Origin of the sequence: Nostoc sp., from assembly GCF_036917515.1 — a bacterium.
In the GTDB taxonomy this organism is placed as follows: Bacteria; Cyanobacteriota; Cyanobacteriia; order Cyanobacteriales; family Nostocaceae; genus Nostoc.
In genome coordinates, this window is sequence record NZ_JBALDE010000074.1 from 1 (window position 1) to 26,832 (window position 26,832).

The window sequence follows — 26,832 nt, forward strand, 5'->3', positions numbered from 1 at the left end:
CCAGAGATATCTAGAAAATCATTGCCATCGCCACCAAAAAGCTGGTTATCGCCATTTGAACCACTAGCGCTCAAGGTATCATTACCAACACCACCGTTGAGGATGTTATCGCCATCAGAGCGAGAGTTAGACGCTGTGTACTCCCCACTTCTTTGATTCCCAGAAATGGAGAGAGAATCATTGCCATCGCCCCCATCTAAGAGATTATTACCTAATGAACCGCTAGCATTTAAAGTATCATCACCAACACCACCGTTGAGGGTATTATTGCCTAAAGAGCGATCGTCGTAGTCTGGTAAGTAGGCGTTGTATTCGTCGCTGCCAGAGGTGGAGAGAAAATCATTGCCATCGCCACCATTAAGCAGATTATTGCTTGAGGGGAAGTCAGCATACAAAGTATCGTCACCAACACCACCATTGAGGGTATTATTGCCCGCGCCACCCCTCAAAATGTCATTGCCACTTAAACCTTCAATAATGTCATCACCTGCTTGACCATTGATCACATCATTAGAATTGTCAAATCCACTAACATTGTTGTCGAGTTCGTTTAGGAAGGTGACTGTGTTTTTTTTAAACACAGTGCTTTGGGTGGAGTTGGCATCGAAAACATCAAAGCTGTCGGTGATACTAGTTTGCCCATAAAACAGAATATTGCCCAAATCTACGGTGGCTCCAGTGGATAAGCTTAGGTTATCAAGGTTGGACAAGGCAAAGTTTTCCAGGATGAATTTGTAACTACCAAACCCTTGAAAGCTGATTTCCAGATTATTGCCATTTTGGGCAAGGAGCAAGTTTTGCACAGTGAAGCCACTATTGTTCTGGAAACTTAGGGTATCTACTTCGGCAATGACTGTTGCTGTTGGGTTTATTCCTTTACCCACTCCACCGAAATCGGTGATCGTATTAATGTAGTTTGAGGTGCTGTCAAAAAATATATCGTTGCCACCGCCACCAGTTAGGGTGTCGTAGTTATCGTAGTAATCGAAAGCGCCCTGTAGGGTGTCGTTACCGCTGGTTCCAATGATAATTGTCATAAGTTTTTCCTACCTGAATCGATTGGAGTAACTTTAGTTGTGAATAATCGAGTTAGTGCTGTTTGATGGCACAAATAATCTGCCACAATTTGAAGCTTTTGGTATACTTTATTCACTCTTTAGATAGAGGCGCAAATTGTTCATTAAAGATTTCCTCTTTAATTCACTTGCAAACATTACTTATCCCAGTATTGAAGACTATTTAAGTCTTAAGCACTGTACAAAATTTAGTTTGTTTGTCAATGCATAAGTCCTACCCTGTTCAAAATAGAGAACACCTGAGACAGTATAAAACAGGAAATCTTTATTATGCGTTCGTTGTCAGCGATTGCCTTGGAATTTCTATCTAGAAAATAGGAAACATCAAAATAACCTAACAATAACTAAATACCGAATATTTACTTAGATGTCTATCTTTTCCAAAAATCTTTGCATACTCTTCATATTTGTAATCGTTCAAGTGGGAGGTAGGAGAGTATTGGTGTCAACTTTAACGCAAAAGCCAGCCTATAACCAGCTTTTAGATATTGTCTCGTTCGTCTTGTTCCTAGTCTCCGACTGGGAATGCCGTCCTAGAGGCTTCGCCTTAAGACTTGCAGCAGAGCCGCAAGGATGTGCATTTCCAGCCAGAAGCTGGAAATGAGGTTTGAACAAGGTTTTAGCTTAAGTTTTAGCTTAATTAGATATTGGCGATCGCATTACATCGAGGATAAGCGATCGCAAGATTCATAAATTTAATTAACAGATTATTAGATCAAAGGCTTTTGCTTACAAATACAAAGCCACGGCTCTTCTTTGATGAGGGATCATTTGTCAGCATTGCTTTCCATAAATCTGTTGTTTTTACCCACACTGGTGGATACTTATAACGAGAAACATCAAGAATTAAAAACCTATCTGTTTGCTCATTATATGCTGCTACAGGAGAAATATGTCCCCCTTTCTCTTGACCAATTTCTTTGCGTAAATAGTTTACTAAAATGAAGTTTTGCGATTGTTTTAAATTTTCTGCTGCTTGTTTGCGGAACTGATCTAAACTAGTATCGGCAGCGTGGTAAACATTAACTTTAACACCATAGCTAGCTAGAAATTGCCCTAACTGATCTAAAGTCATACCTTCGTGAGACACAGCTTCAGGAGTTAGGACTTTTTTTGTATTATCATTGCTAAAAAAGTTTTCTTGAGTAAATACTCGATATGGCTTGTACTGCGGTGCTTCTGGTGCTGGAATTTTTAGACTATTCAGTACCATAACCATACTAGCAACACCACAATATGCCTGATTATTTTGAGTTATAAATTGCATACTCAGTGGAAAAAAGTCTTCTTTTGATTTACTCTCTACTAAGAATCTTTCACCTTCAGGGGTATTAAAACCTATTAAGTTAGAGGAAAGTGGTAATGTTTGAGAAAGAACGCTTCCGCTAGATATACATAATCCAATAGTTAAAGCTTTGAAAAATGTTTTACTTATTTTTTGTAACATAGCATTTATAAGTACTGTAAAATTTTCAAGTCAGATCGTATTAATAATCTCACACCAAGATACTAAATAAGTATAAAATTTTCGGAGAAACGGGATAAAAATGTTTACTGTTGCAAAACCCAAGCGAGTTACGAGCGTAATTTTTTCTTTCACCATCTTACTTTACAGCCAAGTAGCATCAGCCGCTTTAACTTTACCCTTACGCAGTAAGAAGGGAATGGTGGTTTCAGCCCATCCTCTAGCAAGTGAGGCAGGAATTTCGATGTTACGCAAAGGTGGTAATGCAGTGGATGCAGCCGTAGCTACAACCTTTGCACTTTCCGTAGTTGAGCCTTTTTCAGCCGGAATCGGTGGTGGCGGATTTTTGCTGATGCACTCTGAGAAAACTGGCGACATGAAAGCGCTAGATTTCCGCGAACGCGCACCTCTGAAAGCTACAAGAAATATGTATCTAGACACTCAAGGAAAGGTGCGTCCGAATGCAAGTATTAATGGTTATTTGGCAGTCGGGACACCAGGAACGGTGGCGGGACTTTATGAAGTGCATCGTCGCTATGGTAAGCTTTCTTGGCAAGAGGTAATCAAACCTGCGATCGCACTCGCTAAAGATGGTTTTGTCCTCAGTCCTCAAATTACTTGGCGTTCGCTCCCAGAGTACGAAAACCGCAAGCAAGTAATTCTCAACAATCCAGCAGCGCGGGAAATTTTTACTCGCAATGGTGAGTTTTATCAACCAGGTGAAAAGCTGGTGCAGCGCGATTTGGCAGGGACTTTAACAAAAATTGCCCAAAATCCCCAAAGTTTTTACACCGGAAGTATTGCTCGGGCGATCGCTTCTGATATGGTAAAAAATGGTGGTTTAATTACTCCAGAAGACCTCAAAGCCTACAAACCAATCTGGCGGACTCCTGTTTGTAGCAATTTTCGTAAAGCTAAAATTTGCTCAATGCCACCACCTTCATCAGGAGGGGTTCATCTATTGCAGATTCTAAATATTATTGGTGACACCGATTTGAAATCTTTGGGATGGCATCATCCTGACGCTATACATTTAATGGTTGAAGCAATGAAAATTGCTTATGCTGATCGCTCAGAATATTTAGGCGATCCTGATTTTGTCAAAGTCCCTGTACAAGAACTACTTAGTCCAGCTTACGCCAAAAAACGTCGTCAAGAAATTAACATGCAAGTGGCTCGACCCTCGACCGAGGTCAAGCCAGTAGATAAAGAGACACTACAACGTTTCAGTCAAGCTAATACTCAGAAATTGGGAGAAAATATCATTCCATCATCGCTTCAGTCTCTACAAACAAACGCAAGTCGGCATGAATCTCCCCAAACTACTCATCTTACAGTTGTAGATGAACAACGCAACGCTGTAAGTCTAACTTTTACGATTAACCTTGGTTTTGGTGCTGGTGTAGTGACACCGGGAACTGGAATTGTTCTTAACAATGAGATGGATGATTTTGCTTCTGCACCAGGAGTGCCTAATGCCTTTGGTTTGGTTGGTAACGATGCCAATGCGATTGCACCCCGCAAAACTCCCCTATCCAGCATGACTCCCACAATTGTCACAGAAAATGGTCATTTCCGCATGGCAGCCGGTGCGCCTGGTGGTAGCACAATCATCACCCAAGTTTTGCAAGTGATCCTGAATGTGCTGGAATACAACATGGATGTTGGTGCAGCTGTTTCTGTTCCACGCATACATCATCAATGGCTTCCAGATGAGTTGCGTGTCGAATCTTGGGGCTTGGATGCTTTGACTATGCAAGACTTACGCCGTCGGGGGCACAAAATAAAGGAAACTGCTCCTTGGGGTAATGGTAATGCGATCGCTGTTACATCTGATGGAACTTTAGAAGGGGCAGCTGATCCTCGCGGTGAAGGTTCCCCCAGAGGTTTGTGAGCGAGTAAGAAACTAGGGAGACGTAAAGAATAACTAATGACAAATGACTATTGATTTTGGATTGTTGACTCTGCATAACTGCTGCTGCCAAACTCATTTGCCCGTGCGCTAGGTACTAGTGTCCAACCTGCTTTCAAAAGTTTTTGAAAAGTTGCCCAACCTTTAGAACCACCTGGTATTTGATAATCTGGGACTGCAAAATGTCCAAAAGCTGTGTAGGGACGCCAGGGTTGATTGGGTTCTGTCTGCAAATACAAAATTTTCTCTCCGTCGCCACCAGACTTAGATAACCAGCACATTTGTCGATGCATTGCAAACTCCTTTGCTTTTTAGGTAATAGTGCATATTAACTGAACTTTGTCAAGCTAATTATCACCCTTGGGGATAATTTTTTGCCTAATAGTTTAGACAAAATGTAATTAAGTTCTATCCACTGCGGGTTAATAGCTTAACAACTCATAGCCTGGAAGACAGCTGCTAACGGGACATAGAAGATAAACAGCTCTGTCTCACCTTGTTTATCGGATGAGATTTTTCTCATGTTATCCGCGTTTTTTGCGTTTGTGTGTAACAATCACTACTGTTTTGACTGAGACTCGCAATCAGACTATTTGTTTTTCTGCTTAGATATATAAGCGCAGATTCTAAAAGTTAGTTTTAGTTATAAAGCAATACGCTTGGCTTTGTGAAAAACTTTATTAGCGTGTCAAGGCTTGGTAAGGGGGACTACAGGGGGGTTAAAACGATCTCAAATTCTCACAAATGATTTAGGACTGCTATATAAGCAACAGATACCTCGAAGTCATGTTGAAGTACTCCAAAATCGTGTTGAGGTACTCCAACGCTACAAATATTATTGAGTGTTTAACCAAACCTAATATTAGAGTATAAATAAAATTAATTATAGGGTGAAATAACACTTACTTAAGCTATATTTAAATACCCGATTTCTTTAAGAAGTCGGGTATCTAGACAGTAATTTCGGTTATTAGAAGGATGGAGCATACAACTTATCACCAACAATCTGGCGAATTGTCTCTACTATTTGGCTGTATGCAAAGTTAGATAAAACTGGTTGTGCTGTTTGCAACTCAAATTGTTGATCTAAATCAATCCATGACTTGCAGCCAGCGTATTTAGCGTAATAGGGAATTTCTTGCTCTTGCGATAGTTTATATGTCCGCAGAAGTAGAATATAAAGGGGTTGACGTGCTTTCCATTTAAGGCGATCGCTAATAAAATGCTCGTTCCAAATATGGAAGGGAAGTAAACTGTTGACAATAAACTCGTCATTACAGGGCAAAATATCTGTAATTTCAGCCCAACTGCCAATGCGAACTGTTTCAGGATGCCAGCCTGACGTTACTGGATAGACATTATTGGCATACTCAGCTTTCAGCATAAAAGCTTGTTGGTGCTCATAAGTAGGGTAAAGCAAAATTTGCTTGTGGGCAACTTGAAAATGTCCATGTCGTTCGTGGATTCCGCCTTTGCGGAGCAACATAATTGTTTTGCCACTTTCTAAGGCATTTATGGCAACTGCCCATTCTTTGAGAGCATGAAAAGTTGTAGTCAATTCCATTGGTATCTACTGTAACTCTGATTTAATTTGAAGCTAAGACTGATAAAGTATGAACCTCTCCAAGGCAATGAATTAGGAAGCAGTTATGGAAAAGCGATTGCTAGGTACAAGTGAAGTCAAAATCACACCCATTCTGATGGGAACTTGGCAAGCTGGTAAAAGAATGTGGGTGGGAATTGAGGATGCTGACTCGATTAAAGCAATTCAAGCAGCTTATGAGGCTGGGATCACAACAATTGATACTGCTGAAGCTTATGGTCAAGGACACTCTGAAAAGATTGTAGCTGAAGCTTTATCTGATGTGCGCCATCAGGTGGAATATGCCACAAAAGTTTCTGCTAACCATCTTAAGTATAAACAAGTAATTGAAGCTTGTGAGAGTTCCCTAACAAACTTAAAAACTGATTACATTGACGTTTACCAAATTCATTGGCCTTCCGGCAGTTTCAATAGTGAACTAGTACTTGTCGAAGAAACTATGAGCGCTCTTAACCTGCTCAAAAAGCAAGGTAAAATTCGAGTGATCGGTGTTTCCAATTTTTCTGGCGTCCAGTTAGCAGAAGCATCAAGTTATGGACGTATTGATAGTTTACAACCACTTTATTCTTTATTCTGGAGACAGGTAGAACAAGATGCATTGCCCTATTGTATCAAAAACAATATTTCTATCCTTGCTTATTCGCCTTTAGCGCAGGGGTTATTAACAGGAAGATTTGCTCTCGGTCATAAATTGGACCCAACAGATAACCGTGCTAAAAATAAACTGTTTCAAGGCGAAAACTTTGAACGTGCACAACAAGCGCTAGAAAAACTGCGTCCTATAGCCCTTGTTCATAATTGTACCCTTGCTCAGTTAGCTTTAGGCTGGTTAATTGCTCAACCTCAAACAAATGCATAGACGCATCATAGCGGCTTGTCGCCAGACATCGCTGGAGAACGTTATGCCGAACAAGCACGGACAATACATTAGCCGCCCAAATCAAGCTTTCTACCGCCGAATTGGCAGAAATTGATGCCATTGACCGTATTGTTACCGCCCATCTGGATGACAATCAGATTATGTGGAATTGATGACAATGCAGTTTGGTTACCATGATTAATCTATCAAGATCCCTTTAATTTTCTTCAAAACAGAGTTGGGGATCAAATTTTTGGCTCTAGATTGCAGAATCTAACAAAACGTCAACTTTAGTTAACCAAGGGTTGCAACTCACAAATTAAGTGATAATTTAGATTGTAGGACACCGAAGGAAATAAAACCAAACAAAAAGGGTTAATGACTTAGTGTCCCCTTGTCATCAGCCCAAGCAAATTTCAGCATATCAAATGTAATAGAAGTGGCAAAAAGCCTAATGTAGAGGGCAAAGCCAAATCCTCAAGCGGAAAAACGCGAAAATGCTGAGTTTGTTAGTTTTTCAGTCCACCCTAGTTATTAACCTTCAGTTAGTTAATTAGTTTAAAATTTGAAACCTGTAAACTCGATAAAACCTGGTCAACCTCGACCAGGTTTTTGGTATTTTATCGAATCGCTGTAAGACCCGTGCCTCAACGTAACGCAAGCAGGGAATGTAAAGGGGTTAAAAACGCAGCACTATACAGACTAATATTGAGTGGAAGCAAAATAAACTCTGCATCGTAGCTAAGTTTTTAACAATCCGGTATATTGTTTATCTACAAACAAATTACATAAATGATCGTATTTGAGGCAAAACTTGAGGGACAAAACGAGCAGTATCAAGCGCTTGATGAAGCAATTATAACTGCTCGTTTTATGCGTAATAGTTGCTTGAGATACTGGATGGATAACAAGGCATTGGACGCTATGACCTAAACAAATTTTGTGCTGTACTTGCAGCTAATATTGAGTTTACTTGGGTATATAAGCTCAATTCGATGGCAAGACAGCCAGGGAATCACAGCTTTTTGGAGCCTCGTCCAGAATCTTCAATTCAACGGTCTCAACAGAACTAGAAATATCTAATTTGCTTAGTAGAGTGTTCCAGTCAGATGAATAGATGCGACGTTTTTTAACCAACTGGGTAACAGTATCGTAAAACACCACATTCTTAATGCCATCAGTCCCTGTGTAAGTATCGTTATGGACAATATAAGCAGGTTCCGGAACTCTGGGCAGTGGACCTGGAAGAACTCGTTGAATCTGTCCAGTCACCTCAGGGTTTCTGGACGGCTTTTGATAATCACACAGGATCGAGAAATACCAACTATATTGTTTGCCAACTTGCAGGGCATTTTCTTTTCTTGGCAATGTCAATCCGGCAATGATACCTAGATTTTGAGAACGCTGAGACTCTTGTGAAAACTGAGGAAGTTGGGCATAAACAGGGTCTTGAAGAATAAGATGTCTGTTTTCATCTAACAGCACAAATTTTGCTGATTTTATTGAAGACCGGTAAGGAGGAAGATAAAACCAAAATGTTGGATAACCCTCAACTGTTTCTCCCACTTTTTCTGTAGATACAGGGTCTAATTTCAGCTTTCTCTCAGGCGCAAGGGCAATTAAAGATTCAAATTCTTCGGTGGCGCAGGGTCCCCGCTTGACCCCGCCTTTACTTCTAAAACTACTCTTATTAGAGGAACAGAAAACAATAAAGATACAATCTGCCTGTGCTGGTGGAACCCATATCGCGAAACTGCTAAGAAAAAAAGTTACGGTATAAATAATAATACTAATCCAGGAAAGTAACTTAGTAAGAATCATAATGGCCTGTTATTAATTAGTACGGTTGCGGAAAAGATTCGTAAGGCTGCCTATAGTCATTAAGCCTGGATTTTTCGCACCATTTATCTTGCTTTTAGAACTGCCTTGTCGAAGTCTAAATGTCTTGAAAGCTATAACTCCAGCCGTACCTATGAGAGCAAAGATAGCTGGTACAAGGGGTATCCAGCCACTCTGATAGGCAAAGATGACATAGCAGATGCCTACCAGGCTTGTGAGAGATGTTACACCCATTACCCATTGCATTGATTGTTGAAACCGCCAAACAATAAACCCACCTGCTGAAGACCAGATACCGATCCAAAGTACATCAGCCCAAAGAGGCCACCACCAGATGAGACGACGATCATCTAATACCCGACTAACAATCTGGCTGACCATTTGTGCCTGAACGATTGGTCCAGCCATGTTACCGTATGGTGTATTTATATAGTCACCGCTAATTTCACTATCAATACCGATAACAACAATCTTCTTTTTAATCTGTTCTTTGGATATCTTGTTATTCAGAACTTGTTCGAGACTAACTTCATCAGCAAACTTTCTTGGATCTCCTTTATAGGAACGGTAGTTAAGCAATGTTTTATATGACGAATCCTTGAATGGGTTGCCTTCATACCCCCCAAATGGATTGCCTTGATATCCTCCAGCAAAGCCTGTTAATTCTCGGATTAAGAGCTGATTCTCGATGTTATCTTTTTTTAGTGTGGGAAGTTCTGTGTATCTGCGATCGCTCTTTAGAAAAAGGCGAGCAGTCGCATAGCTAAAAGAATTATGGGCAGGACAACTCGAATCCTCATTCCTTAGATTAATTAAGGGTTGGATGCGGACGGGGATGATGGGGTCTTGACGATAATTGCTAAACCCTACCCGTTCTTCCACCTGCTCCTCAGGAATTTCAAAAGGCCATTTCACTCCTTGAACGATTTTCCCACGATTATTCTCATACTGGCCAGTGCAGATGCCAATAAGGTTATTTTTTTTTAATTCATCACCCAATTTCGTTGATTGATCGGCTGGGATATCACGGACTATATCTAAAGCGATAACCTTTGGTTGATACTGTTGCAAATTCTCTAACAGTTTTTGGAGCGGCTTATCTCTCACCGTACCTTGTCCTTCTCCTGTTCCCGTTATCTTGTTTTGAATGTCACTTTCATTAATGCCAACAATCAAAATCCTGTCATCTAGTGGTTCATCAGGTTTTTGTCGCATCATTTGGTCGTAAGCAGCCAATTCTAGAGGCTGCATGATTCCCAGGATACGTACTATTGAGACTACGGCTGCAATTGCAAAGCTTGTTATTAATAATGTAGAAAGCTTTGGCTTACGGCGGGGTAACGCTTGACTGGCTTCAATAAACTCTTTCTCTTGATTAGTGAAGGCATTAGGGTATTCTTTGAGATACTCTCCCGCTCTTTCCAACAGCCCACCACGCAACAATTCCCCGTCATCCTGACTTTCTTGCCATCGTTTAATTGTGGGTCGGATCTGCTGTTGAAGTTTGAGGCGGGGTCTGCTTTGAGTTAACCATTCCTGTAACTTTGGCCAGTGGAGGATGAGGGCTTCATGGGCAAGCTCTACTTCATCTCTTTGAGTTACTTTATTTGTACTGGTCATTACCAGTCGGGCATCGGCTATTTCTCTCACCAGATTTTTGGTTTGATTTAGGTTGCTGTTTGCAATGACGAGTTGATTACGTTCGACTCGCCGCCGGGTATCCTTGGGCTTGTCATATTGATTTGACGGATCAAAGTCCTCATCAATACGAGTTAACTGCTCGAAGATATGCCTGACTTGTTCTTGTTCATTTTTAGACCGGGCTTTGTAGAACTTGTCCGCAATGGTGGCGATCGCCTTTCGCACACCACCGATCGCATCGTATTCCTCATAGCATAGCCAGCGTCCCCGTCGTCGAATCCACAACTCCCGTAATGCGTATTGCAGCAGAGGCATTGCTCCCGGTTCGCCCTCAACTTCAGCCAGAATAGCATTGCTTAAACCTGTTTCAAATTCCAGATCCACCTGGTCTGCTTGCATCTTCATCGCTATGCCCAATTCATTAGCTGCCATCGGGCCGATAATCTTTAGGTGTTCTTCAATCTGCTTACTCAATTTGCGATAGTGAGTACACTCACCGAGAAAGTCTATCCGCATTGTGAGGATGACTTTCTGTTTCTGGGCCAGATCCAACAACTTGTCAATGAAATCATTTCGCTTGCTTTCGTCTGTACAAATGGTGAATAGTTCTTCAAACTGATCAACCACAAACACAGCAGATTTATCTGATACAATGGATTCGCTCTTTTTTAGTTGTTCTAACGGCTCACTACCTGGTGTTAAAGAAGCTAAAACTAAATCAGGATTTTGCTGTTGGAGTTTTGGAATCAATCCAGCTAGCACTAAAGAGGATTTACCACTACCGGAAGGACCTAGCACCGCTAAAAATTTATCTCTATTCAACAGCTTTTGCAATTCTTGAATCAGTTCATCGCGGCCAAAGAAGAACCTGTGGTATTCCGGATCAGCAAAAGAAGCTAAACCTGGAAAGGGATTTTCTGCCTGATATTTAGGGGGTTCCTCACCTAGTGCTAAATCATCAAAGGTGATTTCAAGTACTTGTTCGCAGAGATAGTTGAGCCTATTGAGTGCGGTTTTTTTCTTCTTCCTGGTTTCTAAATCGTCTTTTTGGAGAGGTTCCTGCAAAGTATCAGCATGAGCATTAAAACTCTTCTTCAGCTTTTCGACATTGAGAGCGCGTGTAGTAATTAGTGTTCTAAACTTCTCAATGCCAGAGTTAATTTCTTTATGAGTCAGATCCCGACTTTCCAGGCGATCGCTAAACAGTGGTCGTCCCCCCAGGCGACTAAACAGGGCTGGAACGGTAATGTCATTCTGGCTTATATGCTCAGAGGCGGCAGCCTGTAACGCCAAATCAACTTCTCCTGAATCTGTCAGACGCTGGTAAAAGTTCTCACCAAGCTGTAGGGCAGTCTCGATGCTTACCTTACGGGTCATGGCGACCACTGCCGGCATGGCCAATTCTCGGACTAGCCGTTGGGCTAATCCCCCTAGTCCTACTTCAGCTCTTGGATCGGCACTCTCGCAAGTGGAGAGGAAAGTCAGGTAAGGAAGTTTGTTTGTCTGCCCTAAGTAGGTCAACTTTTCCACTAAGTCTTTCCCAGATACTGCCTTTAATTGATTGTCATTGGTTGCCCAGAAAAGATACGTTTCGCCCGTATCGCTCATCAGCTTCCCGTGGCAGACAATGTGTAGTAATGTATAACGCTTCTTGACATTGTTCAAGTCGAGATTGTTCAAGTGTTCATAGAGATTATCAAGGGTAGGCAGACCGATCGCTCCCTCTACCCCATCAGCAAGAACATCGCAATGAATTTTGCCCAGCGCCTCTCGCACCCCTTTAACGGTTTCCTCGACATCGAAGGGCGCTAATTGAAATTGCGCCGAATTTTTGGGCGAAGCCACCAGAACTAAAGCCCGTAGGTCGTCCCGCCCGAGCAGGGGAAAGGAGCTATTAATCTTGGTGGGAATATAGAGAGAAAAAGGCAAGCTCTGCGATAGGGCTAAATGATGCCAACTGCCCTCCAAATCATTACCCCTGGGGATGCATAGCCTTTCCCAATTTAGGGTTCTCAAGTCATCGCGTTCATCAACTTCGATAGAGAGCAAAATCCTTACGGGGGGATTAACTCTCGCGCCGAAAAAAGCATTCAGCACTCCCCCTTCAAAGAGCTTTTTGCCCAATAGGGTGCCGTAGGCTAACGGGTCTTCTTGGAGTTGAATCAACTGTTCGCGATCCTCTCTATTCAGTCGGAGTCTGCCTTCGGCGTGGGTCGTTAGCCCATCCCCGGATCTAAATTTGACCACAACGGGCCAAGCCTCCTCAAATTGGCGTTGGATGGCTATTTCAAATGTATTCATGGGGCAAGACCTCCGTTGGATTGCGTCATGACCTGATCGATAAATTTCCAAACGGCAGGCAGCAGCAGAATCACGCCGCCTGGTACACTCAGCAGAACAGACACTTTCAAAGTTGCCTGAACGACGGCGCTGAAAGTTTGCAATAAAGCATCTCTAGAAGCTAAAGCCAGAGTCAAGGTGCGCTGATGCAGACTGACTTGGGTGGCATTTAATCCGGTTTGCCAGATGTTATCGACATCCCCCAACCAGCTAACCGCCGTTCGCGCCAGGGTTTGACCTGCCACCTGAGTTTCGACCCAGGCATAATGGGCAATAACACGGAGTAAGCGTTCCACAAAGGATTGGCATTGCTCGAACACTTGCTGTGAGTATCCGCCAATCGCTTCTTGGATGCCAAAACTAGTGGGCAATGGTTGTTGAATCGTTTGCAGAGCTTGTAGTAGTGTGCGTTCCGGCGGTGCCAACTCTGTTACTAGGGCAGACAGACTAAAAGCTAGAGTAGACTCAGACGCGATCGCGTCCATCAGGCGATCAACTCGGTCACTTGCAGTGCTAAGGGCTTGCTGCGATCGGATGAGTATCTCTTCGCTATGGGTCAGGTATAAACTTGCTTTATTTAAATCCGTGGGGAAATTGGCTCGCCATACAGGGGCATTTACAACCGTCTCAGAATTCAGCGCGAAGGCAATCTCAGTGTTTATCGCCATGTCTGCGGGGCGAGTTGTCCACAAACCAACTAATCCCGGTATGGTTGCCGCCAGGGTGGTGTCAAAGAGTTCAAAAATTGGTGATTGCCGATTCCCATTCACAATTATATCACCTGAAATATTTTTAGGAGGCTGGTTGCGGCGGAAACGGTGGTATTTAGCAGTTCAGTCCGATGGGCTTGAGCTTGCTTGACAGCTTCAAGGTGAATTTTCCCTAAGGTTTCATCTACCTTACCCTCTTTTTCCTGGAGGCAGAGAAACGTGTCTCCAGTGAAATTGATGCGCGTTAAAGCTTGAAGTTTGGCCGTGCCTGCAAACTGTTTAGACGATGGATTGTAATGCACACTATTCAAATCTTCACTGGTGTAGGTTGCCACTTCTAAGCTGGAAGTGTCTGCGATCGCCTGCTGCAAAGATTGGCTTAGTTGATCAGAGAACTGCTGGAGCGCCCTAACTAAGCGCTGCTGGCTTTGCTTCAGCACCGGAGCATCAAACAAGGCATAGTCTGCGATCGCCGATTCGGTTTCTGGTGTTTCGGGCATAGTGATCACTGTCTGGGTAGGAGCAATGGGGAGAATCACAGGTTCGATGGTGGGTCTTACAGCAACGCTCATGGAGCGATCGCCCACCACCAGCCGCACCGCCGGATCGCCGATAATGGCATAGCTGCGGGCATCATTATTCGCTGTCCACAGACCTGCTAAACTCAAATTATCGGCAGTCTTGCCAAACTTAATGTCTTCGAGTTCGACACTCAGATCGGAGGAAAGTTCGGCATAGCGTTCGTTGAAATACTCTACGGCAGATCCTACCGGATGCCCTTCCAGTAGCCGCTTCAGGGTACTTTTAAAAACCCCTAGCTGTCGGCGAGCAGCATCAGTTCCGTGAATGTCTGACCAAGAGAAAGAGTAGCCCCAGGCGCGCTCCACATGCCCGATGACGGCCAATGCACCGCCTTTGGGATGACTCAGCAATCGTTGGGGTAAGCGGGCAACAAAGGCATGGGGAGCGATCGCTGATCGTTCGATATTCTTTCCTCCGGCCAGGTTGCCTCGATGGGCGAAGTCATCTAGTTTGGGTGTGCCAGCCCCGTAACAGGCGAAGTTAAAGGTAATTAAACCGAGCAATCGCGCTTCATCACCGACATCACCTGCACAGAAGTAAAAGTCTTCTGGAATTGCATTGCGCCACTGCGAACCTGGCCAATCCTGACAAAGCAATGCTCCCTGATGCGGGACTTGGCGAATATCTCCACTGGGAAACCCCATCCCATGACTGGCGGTAAACAGTAATCCTGGGGTGGCATTCTTGCCTAGTAATTCGCTTAAGCGGGATTTAGTGGCTGCTTCTTTTAGGATCGACTGCACCTCCCAGTCCGGTTGCTCTTGAGTGATCCATTCGGCTAGGGGTTGAACCAGATGAGCAGCACTCAGTTGTGTGGCTTTATCTTCATGATTGCAGACACCAAAGAAGCTGGCGCGACGCGGCAGTGAAAAGTGATCTGTTTCCGCTTTAACCACACTACGAGCATACTGGGCATACTCCTGGGGTTTGTCGAAGCAAATTCGACCCACGGCATATTGTACATCGAGTTGATACTGAAAGCGATAAGGAATGGTTTCGGGATCACCCACGATTAGTAAGTAATAGGGCATTTTGTCCGGATCGGCGGGTCCGGGTCCGACACCATACCGGGCTAAAAACTTATTTTTTGATTCACCGGGACGATAGAGGTATTCTTGGTAGTATTTCTCGTTGTTCTGGGTTGCCTGCGTTTGCCGATGTTCTAATAATTCCCGTAGCGCTTCCTTAATGGCTGGATTCGGGCCTTTTGCCTCTGCGTCAAAAGCAAAGATTACCCCCCAGCCAGTTTCTGCCAAATTTTTGGGATCAACCCCCTCGATCGGTGCAAAGTCTGGTTCCAAACCTTTAATATGGCGGTCTTTACGCTGGAGTTCACTCAGGTGGGCTGGGTCAAATTCTTCACCCTGAGCAATTTTAGCGACTTGCTCAGGAGTCAGTGGTGGGAGGAGATACTCACCAGTCGCACCATTGATACCATTGAAATAAAGATGTTCTTTGAGCATTCGCGTCCTCCATGAGTCATTCTAGATGGGGCTAAAGATGGGCAGCCAGTTTCCAATCAGCAGGAAGGGTGCCCAGTAGCGGGGGTGGGTATATGGACCATCCTGTGCTTGTAATAATGCCAGTTGGGCTTGACGCAGAGCTTCGGCGCGACTTGTCTGGGGCTGAGTGATACTCTTGTAAAAGGTTTCGATAAACGTTTGACTGGATTCGTCATCTAAGCTCCACAGGGAAGCGATCGCACTCCGCGCCCCAGCTTTAACAGCCGCTCCGGCAATTCCCAAGGTGGCGCGATCGTCACCGGAAGCGGTTTCACAGGCACTCAGGATCAGCAGTTCAATGGCATCGGCTCGATTGAGTTCTCGAGTGCGGAACATTTCATCAAAATCTTTCAACCGGACTTTGCCATTGGAAAGAAGGTTACTGGCTGCGATTGAGTTGCTGGCTGCGGTTAAGATGAAGGTGTCTTGAGGGTTGGAGCTAAACTGCCCGTGGGTCGCCAGGTGAACAATTTGAAAGGAAGAATCATTGAATTTTTTGTTGAAAAAATTGCGGGTAAATTCTTTATCTTGAATCAGAGTCACAGCGACTCCTGTCGTGTTTTTTATCGCATCCAACTCCCCCTTTACATAGGTCAATTTGGCAAACTTAAACTTGTCATCACGTTGATTTGGAGGATCGGTAAGGCTAGCCGCCAATACTTTTAAGTCCTCCTTCGGGAGTGGGTTAGGATTCTTCAAATCCAATCCCAGAGAAACCGAAACCGCATATTTCTCAATCAGATAATGCTCTCCGTCATAAAGCGCAGTCATCGGAATATTCTGGAAGGGTTCATCCAGAACAAAGACAATCGTTTTAATCTGTGCGCTTTCCAACTGTTTCTCAGCAGGCTTAATCAGCCATTTGTAAATCTTCTGCCCGTTGTCTTTAACGGCATCAAAGGTATAAGACTCTTGCAGATCGCGTTGAAATTGGTTGATCGTAGCCTTAGCGGTTGCTTCAGATAAATAGGTTGGAGGATAGTGGAACAGCTTTTTATTAGGTAGCCTGACAATCACCTCAATGCGATCGCCAAAGATGATCGGAGAGAGGATAGCAGTTGGAGAATTGGGCTTATCCATAATATTGTCAAGCTGTTGCAAGCTTGCTTCGGCACAGGGTTGCTGAAGGAAGTTTTGTAATTCGGTCGTTTGCAGCGATCGCATGACCTCACGTGCTTTTTGCAGATTTGTATCATCTACCTCTTTTGTCTCTTGGAGTTCTTTTGCTCCCCCAATTTGAGGTTGCAGCAGCAAATCGGCAAATTCTCGATAGGCTTGTTCTACCGGATGTTCTTCAAACGAGAATTGCAGATCCGAGTTATCGAATGCCAAATCTTTTCTGAGCAGTTGTAGGGTGTTATAGGCTTCATTGTAGTTCTTGATTGCCCGCTCTGGATTGTTTGCCCGCTCGAGACGACCTAACTGCCAAAACCAGCGATAGGCAATTTCGGGAGCATTGATCGTTTTGGCTAGGTTCAGCGCTTTAGTGGTGAGGCTCAACGCCTGGGCTGTGAGTTTGAGGGCATTATTGCCTTGCTGCTGTTGGGCATAGGCTTGACCCAAATAACCTAACGCATAGGATTGCGCTGCCCGATCGCCTAGTGTTTGGGCTTGTTTGACTGCAACTTCTAGAAGTTGAGCGGCTTGATTGCTGGCTTTGCTATCTTTGAGTTTTGATGATATCTGGTCTAGCTGCAACAGATTATGCGCTAGTTGAATTTGTGCATAAAGGGCTATCCGACTGAGCGGCAGGCGATCAAGTTGCCCTTGAATTTGGGTTGCGATCGCCAAAACTTGCTGCGTTTGTTGAGCATTATCGCTATTAATCGATTCAGAATCAGACTGAATTGCCAACAGCAGACTTTGTTGATTGGATAGGGCCTGAATTTTGCTAGTTGGGGAGTCAGTTTCTTGAGCTGCCTGCTGATAATATTGTAGCGCCTGGCTTCGGCGGTCTGCTAGCACTTTTGGATCAGGACATGGATTGGGTTGTAGCCGTTTTTGTTGTTGATAAATGGCGCGGTAGGTATTGCCTAAGCTAATCTGGGCTTTGGTGATGTCAACAGGAGACTGCAATTTTTGAGCCAGTTCCAGCGCATCCTTTAAGATGGCTTCGGAATTTTGGGATGGCTGCGACGTTTGGGGCTGCGCCAGATCTGCTTGTAAGTACCCGACTAGCCTCAAAGTTTCGCCATAGTTGAGCAGAATGGCCAGATGGAGGGGTTCTTCTAGTGGCAATTTTTCATACAGTGACCCCAGCAGATTATTCGCTCGCTTGTAGAGACCAAGGGTTACTAATGCTTGGGATTGGTTGATTTGACTACGGACGACACCGGCTTGCTCGCCTGCCTGTTGAAAAGCATTAGCGGCGAGTTGCCAGCTAGCGAAGGCATCAGATGCCTGTCCTTGGTCTAGTTGCAAGCTACCCTGAATGGTTTGGGCTTCTGCCAAAATATGCAGCCGATCGCCTGTCGTTACCTGATTGGGTTGTTTCAGCAGTTGCAGACTCTGAGCGATCGCCGGATTGGCTTTGTCCCATCTTCCTAATTGCTGATATGCCTGAGCCAGGTAGCTTAGGGTCATAGCTTGATGCAAGCGATCGCCTTGGGCGGCAAAGGCATCTGCTGCTTGTTGCCAAAGGGTGACTGCCTGTTCCAGTTGCCCTTTCTGGTAATCGGTTTTACCTTGCTGCACTAAATCAAGGGCAGAGCTGGTTGATTGACTAGCTTGAGCGGGGAAATTACTTTGCGTGAATAAAGCGAGATCCCCACTCCCCTTAAACAGAGGGGGGGCGAAATCAGGAGGATGGCGATGAACTGGAATCAGTTGTGCATTACTAGGAATAGAAATGAGGCTCAAAACCAGAATCAATAGAGTTGTGCCAATTCCTAAACCCAAGAATCGTAATAAACGTTTCATCTGCCGTAAAAGCGGTAATTGCATGGTTAATTCCTTTTTAGGGCTTCAAAAGGCTGGAATTGGCTGGACAAGTGATGGGGTTTTGCTGGAAAGGTGATGCGATCGGGTTGGTGGATTGGGCAACTAGGCGAATTTTGCCATTAGGTGCAACAATCCATCCTTGGGCTTCGATGATGGGGTGGGGTGAGGTGCGGGGGGTGGTGGTAACAGGGGTAGCGGGGCTGTTGGCAAGATTATTTGTGACTGTGGGGGTGTCTAGTTCGGTGAGAACACGGGAACTACGGAAGACATCCTCTGGACTGGCGGGGATGCCACTACGACCTGTAATCACAAATTTATTTTCATTCAAGGTAAACCGTTTACCAGTGGCACAACCCTGAGCGATGAGTTGTGAACTGTCGATTGGTACTAGATTGAGTTCTTCCAGACCCTGGCTGGGGTCAAGGTTCAAGGTGTTGAGAGTGACTACTCCATTAATGCCAAATTTTGAACTGGCAGCGATGTCACTGAAGGGAGTATCTAAGATATTCGGCGGAGCCTGGACAAATCCCAAAACTCTGTTAGCGTTGATTTCAATTTGTCCACCTTTACCGTTGAAGGCATTTGCCACAATGTCACTGTTTTCGGATAGCACTCCAACTAGAAAGCCCGCTGTAATTTTGATATTTCCACCATTGCCACTACCAGACCCGTTTGTACCTGAACTGGTGGAAATTTGACTGCCGCGACGTAGCAGCAAAATATCAGGATCAATCGTGATGTTGCCCCCATAACCGTTTTTGCTAGTAGCAGTCACAAAAGAATTATTATCAAGGGTGATTCGCTCGCGGGCATTAAGGAAGATATTCCCTGCCTGAATGTTAGGATTTGTGGAATCAGAAGAGTCATTGGTTGTAATTTTAGAGTTATCCAGCGTTAAAGAACTTAACGAGCCTTGGGTAATTGATTGTTCATCAATTTTGATAATTAATTTTCCATCAGAATTTACTTCGGTTCCGATAAAAATCCCTCCATTATTACCATCACTGGAGACTTCGCTACCCTTTTGAATCAAAACCTGATCGCGGGCATTAATGAAGATACCCCCTGCCTCAATTTGAGGATTTGTATTAGGATTTGTAGAGTCAGGAGAGTCATTGGTTGTAATTTTAGAGTTATTCAACGTAAAATAACTTAACGAGCCTTGGGTAATTGATGTATCATTCAATTCGGTTCCAATAAAAATCACTCCATTATTACCCTGGCTGGAGACTTCGCTTTTATCTTGGATCAAGACTTGATCGTGGGCATTAATAAAGATAAACCCTGCATTACCAGTACCAGAATTAGTCGTTGTAATTTTAGAGTTATTCAGCAGCGTAAAAGAACTTAGCGAGCCTTGGGTAATTGAATTATCAGAATTCAATTCGGTTCCAATTAAAATAGCACCAGCATTACCGATTACTCCTTTTCCTACATCACTCAAGGCAAAACCATTGTCAAAGGTGACAGAATTATCAGCAACAATCCTTATTCCTCCAGCATTACCCCGTCCAGTAGGAAGACCCAACTTTTCATCTTCTCCACGAACCAGAGTTTGCAGTTGAGCGCCACCTTCTACCGTTAGTGTCCCAGTTTTGATTTCGATAGTACCAGCATTACCAATTGCTCCTGATTCTACAGTACTAAAGGCAGAACCATTATCAAAGGTGACAGCATTATCAGCAACAATCGTTATTTTTCCCGCATCACCCTTTCCAGCAGGAAGATTTCTCCGGGCATCGGCATCACGAACTATAGTTTGCAGATTGGCTCCACTGTTTACATTCAATGTTCCGGTAGTAATGTTAATAGCACCAGGAGTATTCGACTCCCCTCCTGCTTCTGTTGAACTGAGGATTTGACTGTTACTTGTAAGAGTTACAGTAGTACCCTTATCAGCAGTTGAAACAGGCGAAATATTTATGCTTCCGGGATTGCCCATACCAGCACTACTGGAAGTAAGCACAGCATTATTCGACAGCGAAAACGAATTAGTCTTAATATTGATGTCCCCCGCCTTACCGCTTCCTATTAGAGAACTGAAAATTCCAGAAGAACCCCCATCCATTGTTATTTTGCCGCTAGCAATGACTGTTACCTTTCCACTTTGACCATTGTTCTCAGTGAATGAATTGATCTTGCCGCTATTAGTCAACTTAAGATCGCCTGTTCTGATGAAGATTTCGCCACCGAGTGCAGTTGGATCAGCACCAGGTTGATTTGGATTTGTACGTTTTGGGGTTGTTTGTATACGACTAACTTGCACATCCTGAGGATTAAAGGTGTTGCTGCCATCTATAGAAACTGAGGTTCCTAAAGCTGTTGTGGTGTCCAGAGTGATTTTGCCTCCTCCTGTTTGGAAGATACGAGCACCATTACTTAGGGAGATATTAGATGCATCAAGCTCTATATTGCCAGCCCCGCTTTGCGAGATAACAGCATTACTCAAGTTAATCGTAGGTGCCGAAAGGGTTAGATCAAAAGGACTATTGGCTGAAATACGAACATCAGCGCTACCACCAGTAACAGAAACGTCAGTAGTTTTAATCGTATCGGTTGCTTGTAAAAGCACATTATTATTGTTGAGAGCAGTCGCGATCGTCGTGTTATTAATCGTGCTGTCTGCCGGACTATTGGTTCCGCCCGGTATTGTACCTGTTCCAGTACCATCACCAACAATGGTCAAGTTCGTCGGATCAAGCAGCCAGGTTCCTGTCAGTCCTTGGAAAGCTGATGTATTGACATTTGCAGTATCAGCAACGTTGAGGGTGTTCTTCCCAGAGGTTTCGACAAAACCACCATTGCCCCCTTGAACACCACCCTGTGACGTAATCGTGCCACCAAAGCGAGTATCCCCGTTTGCCCAGACAATAACTTTGCCACCATTGCCATTCGTCAGCGCATCAGCTTTGATGACTACATTCGCTCCAACTTCAGTTGATTGGGCATTCGGAACTGTCCCCTGACCTTTGTAGTCTCCACCAATCAACACCGTCCCGCCTTGTGTTGGGCTAGACACATCTACACGGGCATTCTCTAACATCGCAACGCGATCGCCCAATACCTGCACCGTTCCCTCTGGTGCGGTCAGCGTTCCTGTACTCGTCGTAGTCCCACCCAGCAGCGTCAAGTTCTGCCCCTGTGTCACTGCTAAATTACCCGCATTCGTAATCGTTGATCCCGATGGTCTCGCCCCAAACTGCACCCCTGGCACTAAATTCACCGCCAATAAGGACGGAGCCTGGGGATTCGTCGCACTATACTCGCTGCCATCCGGCAACTTTAGACTACCTGCAGTCGTGCCCACAAAGGAACCGCCAATATTTAGACTGGCATTGGAACCAAACACAATCCCATTCGGGTTGAGCAGATATAGATTGGCGATACCATTGGCTCTAATCAAGCCATCAATATTCGACATTGACGAGCCAGTAACCCGCGTCAGGATATTTTGAATCTGAGCGGCATTGTTGAAATAGGCTTCCCCACCCGTGGGGATGGAAAACTCGCGGAAACTGTGAAACAGGTTTGCCCCCCTCACCGTACCGCCATTAATCACCGTACAGGCAGCACACATTCCCGGTGATACTTGCGAGTTTATCGGCAGCGTCTTGTCAGGCACAATCTGCGCTTGTGCTGGAATAACGCTGGTCAGCAATGCGATGGCCAAAGTCCCGCTGTAGGCGATCGCATTGCTGACTGCAAACCAGGTTTTAGGTGTATTTTTTATCATTAACTTTGTTTTTTAATCTTAGATTTCGCAAGACTTTACAGGCTTTGTTTCTTTGAAATAATGCAATTACTGAAATACTTAGTAACCGTTCACAGGGATAGATCATTCGTTAAAATGCTAAAGCTGTTGTTTAGCAAAGGTTGGGACTTATTTATTATATCTGCTAATAGCACTTACAAAATGCCTACATAAAAAGTTACAATTTATTGTAGTACCATTGACTATTTAAAATTAACTGAAAAAAATCTAATCTAGACTGGTTATTGTACTGTTTGCGTGTGATTTAACATCGAGCATTTTTATTGACTGCTCAATAGTTACGATAATTATTCTTTATGTTACAAGTATTTATTCTTCTAAAAAAAATTATTCATCGTGTACTAGATAGAAGAAATATTGCTGAAAAGCTAAATATCTAGCAATATTTATTAACCCAGTTTTTATCGGATTAATGCTTACAATTGTGATAAAAATTTACCAGAGAATTTTCTCGTAAAGCGCAATTTTTCTGTTTATCCACCTATATTTCACTATTTGATGAAATTGGGTTTCGTAAGTATTGCTACAGCACTCCTAAATCGGTATGTGTTCCCCATGTTGAATAAATCCCATCTACCCTGGTTATTTTTGAGTCTGGCAGTGATCGGTAATCTATTTGTAAAACCACTCAACGCCCAAACTATCAATTCTGCTCAAGCTCCCACCCCTACCCTTCCACTCCCACAGGATGTCATCCCCCTTCCCTCTCCAACGCCTCCTACGCTGCCACCTGCACCCATCTCGCCCCAACCGCCTTCTTCAGCCCCAATCCTTCAACCCGGCACCCCAGTTACTCCATCTTCGGCACCCATACCAGGGAATATTCCCGCCACAATTACGGTCACGCGATTTGAGGTCATCGGGAGTACAGTATTCACACAGCAAGATTTTGACAAGATCACCAAAGATTACATTAACCGTCCCATCTCTCTAGCAGAACTGTTTGAGATGCGATCCAAGATTACTAAACTCTATTTAGATAATGATTACATTACTTCTGGAGCCTATATTCCACCCCAGGATTTAGAAGGCGGAGTGGTCAAAATTCAAATTAGTGAAGGGGGAGTGGAAGACATCAAAGTTACGGGAACTCGGCATCTCAATCCGAACTATGTCCGCAGTCGTGTAGCACTGGCCACAACTAAACCTCTGAATAAAAAGCGTTTGGTAGAAGCCCTCCAGCTTCTGCGACTCAAAGATGATCGGTTGATTAAGAATATTTCAGCTGAACTGTCTACGGGGACGCAGCCAGGTGAAAGTTTGCTGGAGATCCAAGTGACCGAAGCTCCCAAATGGGAGGCTCAACTCACCCTTGATAACGGACGCACACCTAGTGTGGGTACTTTTCGTCGCCAACTGCAACTGACCAATTTTGACCTTCTGGGCTTGGGTGACAGTCTATTCCTGACCTATACCAATACTGATGGTAGTAATTCCCTCGATACTAGCTATACCATTCCTTTCAATCCCCATAATGGCACGATTACATTAAGCGGTGGTTTTGCCTTCAGCCATGTAACTGAGAAACCATTTGACATCCTCGATATCGACTCTAATTCCAATTACATTGAACTGACGGTGCGTCAACCGATTATACAAACCACAACTCAGGAGTTTGCTCTCGGATTGACGGGCAGCCATCGGGAAAGTGGAGCAACGCTGCTGGGAGGCGAGATTCCCTTCCCATCAGCGGGAGCTGATGCTGGGGGAACGACTGCCATTACAGCCCTGCGGTTTTTTCAAGATTACACAATCCAGAACAGTAAACAAGTGCTGGCTCTTCGTTCTCAGTTCAGTTTTGGATTAGGCAGTTTAGATGCTTTGAATAATACGCCCAATACTCCTACTCCTGAAGGCAACTTTTTCTCTTGGAGAGGGCAGGCACAATATGTCCGGTTGTTGGCTGAAGATACATCGCTGCTGCTGCGAGGAGATATCCAACTGGCAAATAAAGTCTTGGTTCCGTTAGAACAATTTGGACTGGGAGGACAGGAAAGCGTTCGGGGTTATCGCCAAGACCTATTACTTACAGATAGTGGCATCTTTCTGTCTGCTGAAGTCCGAATTCCCATCTTTAGAATTCGTGATTCAAAAATGGTCTTACAACTCACCCCCTTTGTAGACTTTGGTTATGGCTTCAACCAGGAAAGTGCTGTCAATCCTTCCCCAAATGATTTAGTTTCGGTTGGTTCAGGGTTGCTGTTGAATATGAGCGATCGCCTCACGGCTCGATTTGATTGGGGTATACCTCTAATTAGCGTCTCTGGAGATAAACAAACGTTGCAAGAGCAAGGGTTTTATTTTTCCTTGGTCTACAGACAGCCATTCTAATGCCTGTCTTTGGGCGTGCTGCACAAATCTCTAACTTCAAGTTGGTGAGGTACAAAAATACTCTACCCGCGCTGTCGTGTACCCTCCCCGATGCCTTGGGGAAGCTTGGGGAAGGATCCACTTCATTTACTTGCAAAGTGCTGTATTACAAACTTTTAACTATTTATGCTCATTTACTTAGAGAAAACCCAATTGCGTAAAAGTTGATTTACTCTATCGGGTACTTCATCATGGGGACAATGACCTGCTGTTAAGAAATGCTCTGTAAGTTGAGGACAGTATTGACGAAACTTTTGAGAACGTTCTCTAGCATTCATCCACGGATCGGCTTCTCCCCATAACATCAATAGAGAACAAGTTAATTGCTTTAGTAGCACATCAACTTTTTCCCCTTGAGGACTGCTAAAAACTGAAACAAATACATCCAATGCACCCGGATCAAAAGCAGGGCGAGAAATTTCTTCTACCAACTGGTCTGTAACTGCACTTTTATCAAGATATACCTTTTCTAAAGTTTGGCGAATTACCCAACGTTGTCGCACATATTGAAATAACACAAACTGAGCTAAAGGTTGTTGAAACATCCACTTAACTGAGTCACCCAAGAGTTTCTCTAAAGAAGAGGGTTTTTTGGGTAGCTGAATTTCGCTTTCCAAAGCTTCCGGTTCAGATGTTGGCTGGTTTTCGCTAAAAGGCCCGGCACTATTGAGCAAGACTAAACCAGCTGCACTGTTGGGGCGTTGTGCTGCAACACATAAGCAAGCATAACCACCAAGAGAATTACCAGCTAATACTGCTTTTTCACCTATCACTTCCCTGATAAAATCATGAAGTTGGTCGCGCCACAAGTCGCCACTGTACTGCAATTTTGGTTTGGCCGATCGCCCAAACCCCAAAAGGTCGATCGCAAATACTTCAAAATCTTGACACAATCCTGTGATATTCTTGCGCCAGTGGTCTGTGGAAGCACCAAATCCATGTACCAAAAGCAAGGGCGGACGTTGCGTTTGTTTCTCTCCCGCACGCACGTAGTAAACGTTGTGCCCGCGCCACTGCCAATATTTGCCAGGAATTGGAGTTGTAGAGGAGGCTGTAGTTGCCTGCATGATTTAAAGAAATGTTAAGGAGCTTTTAATAATTGTAGGCTAGCTGAGGAGTGAGGAGCAGGAGGATGACAAATGACAAATGACAAATGACAAATGACAAAATTAATTACAGGTAAAACTAAACTACTAGGAGTTATTGGATATCCGGTGGAGCATTCGCTGTCGCCAGTGATGCATAATGCAGCGATCGCACAATTAGGATTAGATTACATTTATCTCCCTTTTGGGATTGAACCACAAAATTTAGAAGTGGCGATCGCAGGTTTAGCTGCTGTTGGGGTTGTCGGCTTTAATGTGACAATACCTCACAAACAAGCCATCATCTCCCTACTCTCAGAAGTTACACCCCTAGCTCAAACTATTGGAGCAGTGAATACTGTTAGCCGCCAAAATAACCAATGGGTAGGCACAAATACAGATATAGAAGGATTTATTGCCCCTTTGCAGACAACATATAAACAAGATTGGAGTCAGAAAGTAGCGGTAATTTTAGGCAATGGTGGTGCAGCCAGAGCAGTTGTAGCAGGTTGTATTCAGCTAGGTTTTGCCCAAATTCATGTTGTTGGGCGCAATATGCAGAAATTAGAAGAATTCCGCAATAATTGGAGCAATTCACCCCTAGCTGAGAAATTCCAGGTTCATCAATGGGAAGAATTGCCAAAGCTCATTCCTCAAGCAAACCTGCTGGTAAATACAACTCCGATTGGGATGTATCCCAAAGTCGATGAATCGCCTTTGAGTGTAGAAGAAATTGCGAATTTACCAACAGGTACGATCGCTTACGATTTAATATATATTCCTAAACCAACGCAATTTCTAGAGCAGGCACAAAAACAAGGCGCAATTGCGATCGATGGATTAGAAATGCTAGTTCAACAAGGGGTAGCAGCATTAAAAATCTGGTTACAGCAGGAAATGCCTGTAGAAGTGATGCGTCAAGCATTACAAAATCATCTAGGTTTAGATAAATGAAAGTTCCATAGGACTCCTACTTGATTTTTGAACAAAACTTTAGTGTAGTTTTATTCCTTCTATTTTGTTCTCTATTCCTTTTTTTATGAGTGATTCTTGAATCAAATCGGATTTATATACAATAGAACTCTTGCAAAAATGTTTTGTGGTATGATTAAAGATTTGGCAATTTGCGATTAGGA

15 protein-coding genes and 2 pseudogenes are annotated in these 26,832 nt (G+C 43.9%); 6 read left to right on the forward strand and 11 right to left on the reverse strand.

Annotation, left to right across the window (positions count from 1 at the left end; all coding sequences use genetic code 11):
• Positions 1-1,037, reverse strand: a 1,037-nt coding sequence (locus V7K89_RS08765; RefSeq protein ID WP_335186274.1) for a calcium-binding protein, incomplete at its 3' end; no start/stop codon positions are given.
• Between the two features lie 481 nt (positions 1,038-1,518).
• Between V7K89_RS08765 and V7K89_RS08770 the strand changes: the two genes are divergently transcribed.
• Positions 1,519-1,680 (forward strand): hypothetical protein, encoded by a 162-nt coding sequence (locus tag V7K89_RS08770; RefSeq protein WP_335186277.1) that lies wholly within the window; start codon positions 1,519-1,521, stop codon positions 1,678-1,680.
• Positions 1,681-1,791: 111 nt separating this feature from the next.
• Here the strand turns inward: V7K89_RS08770 and V7K89_RS08775 are convergent, their stop codons facing one another.
• Positions 1,792-2,523, reverse strand: coding sequence for a phytochelatin synthase family protein (locus tag V7K89_RS08775; RefSeq protein ID WP_335186279.1), 732 nt, complete (start codon positions 2,521-2,523; stop codon positions 1,792-1,794).
• 100 nt (positions 2,524-2,623) lie between these two features.
• Here V7K89_RS08775 and ggt point away from each other — a divergent pair, with 100 nt between their 5' ends.
• On the forward strand, positions 2,624-4,435 hold the full coding sequence (gene ggt, locus V7K89_RS08780) for a gamma-glutamyltransferase (RefSeq protein WP_335186281.1): 1,812 nt from the start codon (positions 2,624-2,626) through the stop codon (positions 4,433-4,435).
• Between the two features lie 47 nt (positions 4,436-4,482).
• Here the strand turns inward: ggt and V7K89_RS08785 are convergent, their stop codons facing one another.
• A complete protein-coding gene (locus V7K89_RS08785) occupies positions 4,483-4,746 on the reverse strand; it encodes a hypothetical protein (protein ID WP_335186283.1) in 264 nt (87 codons plus the stop codon).
• Positions 4,747-5,423: 677 nt separating this feature from the next.
• Positions 5,424-6,017, reverse strand: a complete 594-nt coding sequence (locus V7K89_RS08790) for a DUF1802 family protein (RefSeq protein ID WP_335186285.1) — start codon at positions 6,015-6,017, stop codon at positions 5,424-5,426.
• Positions 6,018-6,102: 85 nt separating this feature from the next.
• Between V7K89_RS08790 and V7K89_RS08795 the strand changes: the two are divergent.
• A pseudogene (locus V7K89_RS08795) lies at positions 6,103-7,088 on the forward strand (aldo/keto reductase).
• Positions 7,089-7,707: 619 nt separating this feature from the next.
• Positions 7,708-7,922 (forward strand): annotated as a pseudogene (locus V7K89_RS08800) (RNA-guided endonuclease TnpB family protein); the annotation flags it as partial.
• Here the strand turns inward: V7K89_RS08800 and V7K89_RS08805 are convergent.
• Genes V7K89_RS08805 through V7K89_RS08830 form a run of 6 tightly spaced genes read right to left on the reverse strand, consistent with a single transcriptional unit; the run spans position 7,903 to position 22,202 of the window.
• Entirely contained in the window at positions 7,903-8,736 is an 834-nt protein-coding gene (locus V7K89_RS08805) for a DUF928 domain-containing protein (protein ID WP_335186287.1), read from the reverse strand. The pseudogene V7K89_RS08800 and the gene V7K89_RS08805 overlap by 20 nt on opposite strands.
• Before the next feature lie 12 nt (positions 8,737-8,748).
• The gene (locus V7K89_RS08810; protein WP_335186288.1) at positions 8,749-12,696 is read right to left on the reverse strand and encodes an nSTAND1 domain-containing NTPase; all 3,948 of its coding nucleotides are present in this window, start codon (positions 12,694-12,696) and stop codon (positions 8,749-8,751) included.
• Positions 12,693-13,505: a hypothetical protein gene (locus V7K89_RS08815; protein ID WP_335186290.1), complete on the reverse strand. Its 813-nt coding sequence runs from the start codon at positions 13,503-13,505 to the stop codon at positions 12,693-12,695. Before V7K89_RS08815 ends, V7K89_RS08810 begins: the two co-directional genes overlap by 4 nt.
• Before the next feature lie 2 nt (positions 13,506-13,507).
• Positions 13,508-15,490 carry a hypothetical protein gene (locus tag V7K89_RS08820; RefSeq protein WP_335186292.1) on the reverse strand — a complete coding sequence of 661 codons (1,983 nt, stop codon included), beginning with the start codon at positions 15,488-15,490 and terminating at the stop codon, positions 13,508-13,510.
• Between the two features lie 21 nt (positions 15,491-15,511).
• The gene (locus V7K89_RS08825; protein WP_335186294.1) at positions 15,512-18,472 is read right to left on the reverse strand and encodes a CHAT domain-containing protein; all 2,961 of its coding nucleotides are present in this window, start codon (positions 18,470-18,472) and stop codon (positions 15,512-15,514) included.
• A gap of 13 nt (positions 18,473-18,485) precedes the next feature.
• Positions 18,486-22,202 carry a two-partner secretion domain-containing protein gene (locus V7K89_RS08830; RefSeq protein ID WP_335186295.1) on the reverse strand — a complete coding sequence of 1,239 codons (3,717 nt, stop codon included), beginning with the start codon at positions 22,200-22,202 and terminating at the stop codon, positions 18,486-18,488.
• Positions 22,203-22,796: 594 nt separating this feature from the next.
• On the opposite strand from V7K89_RS08830, the gene V7K89_RS08835 reads away from it, so the two are divergent.
• Positions 22,797-24,572: a ShlB/FhaC/HecB family hemolysin secretion/activation protein gene (locus tag V7K89_RS08835; RefSeq protein WP_335186297.1), complete on the forward strand. Its 1,776-nt coding sequence runs from the start codon at positions 22,797-22,799 to the stop codon at positions 24,570-24,572.
• 173 nt (positions 24,573-24,745) lie between these two features.
• Here the strand turns inward: V7K89_RS08835 and V7K89_RS08840 are convergent, their stop codons facing one another.
• Positions 24,746-25,678, reverse strand: a complete 933-nt coding sequence (locus tag V7K89_RS08840) for an alpha/beta fold hydrolase (protein ID WP_335186299.1) — start codon at positions 25,676-25,678, stop codon at positions 24,746-24,748.
• Between the two features lie 93 nt (positions 25,679-25,771).
• On the opposite strand from V7K89_RS08840, the gene V7K89_RS08845 reads away from it, so the two are divergent.
• Positions 25,772-26,650 carry a shikimate dehydrogenase gene (locus tag V7K89_RS08845; protein ID WP_335186301.1) on the forward strand — a complete coding sequence of 293 codons (879 nt, stop codon included), beginning with the start codon at positions 25,772-25,774 and terminating at the stop codon, positions 26,648-26,650.
• The last annotated feature ends 182 nt before the right edge of the window (positions 26,651-26,832 follow it).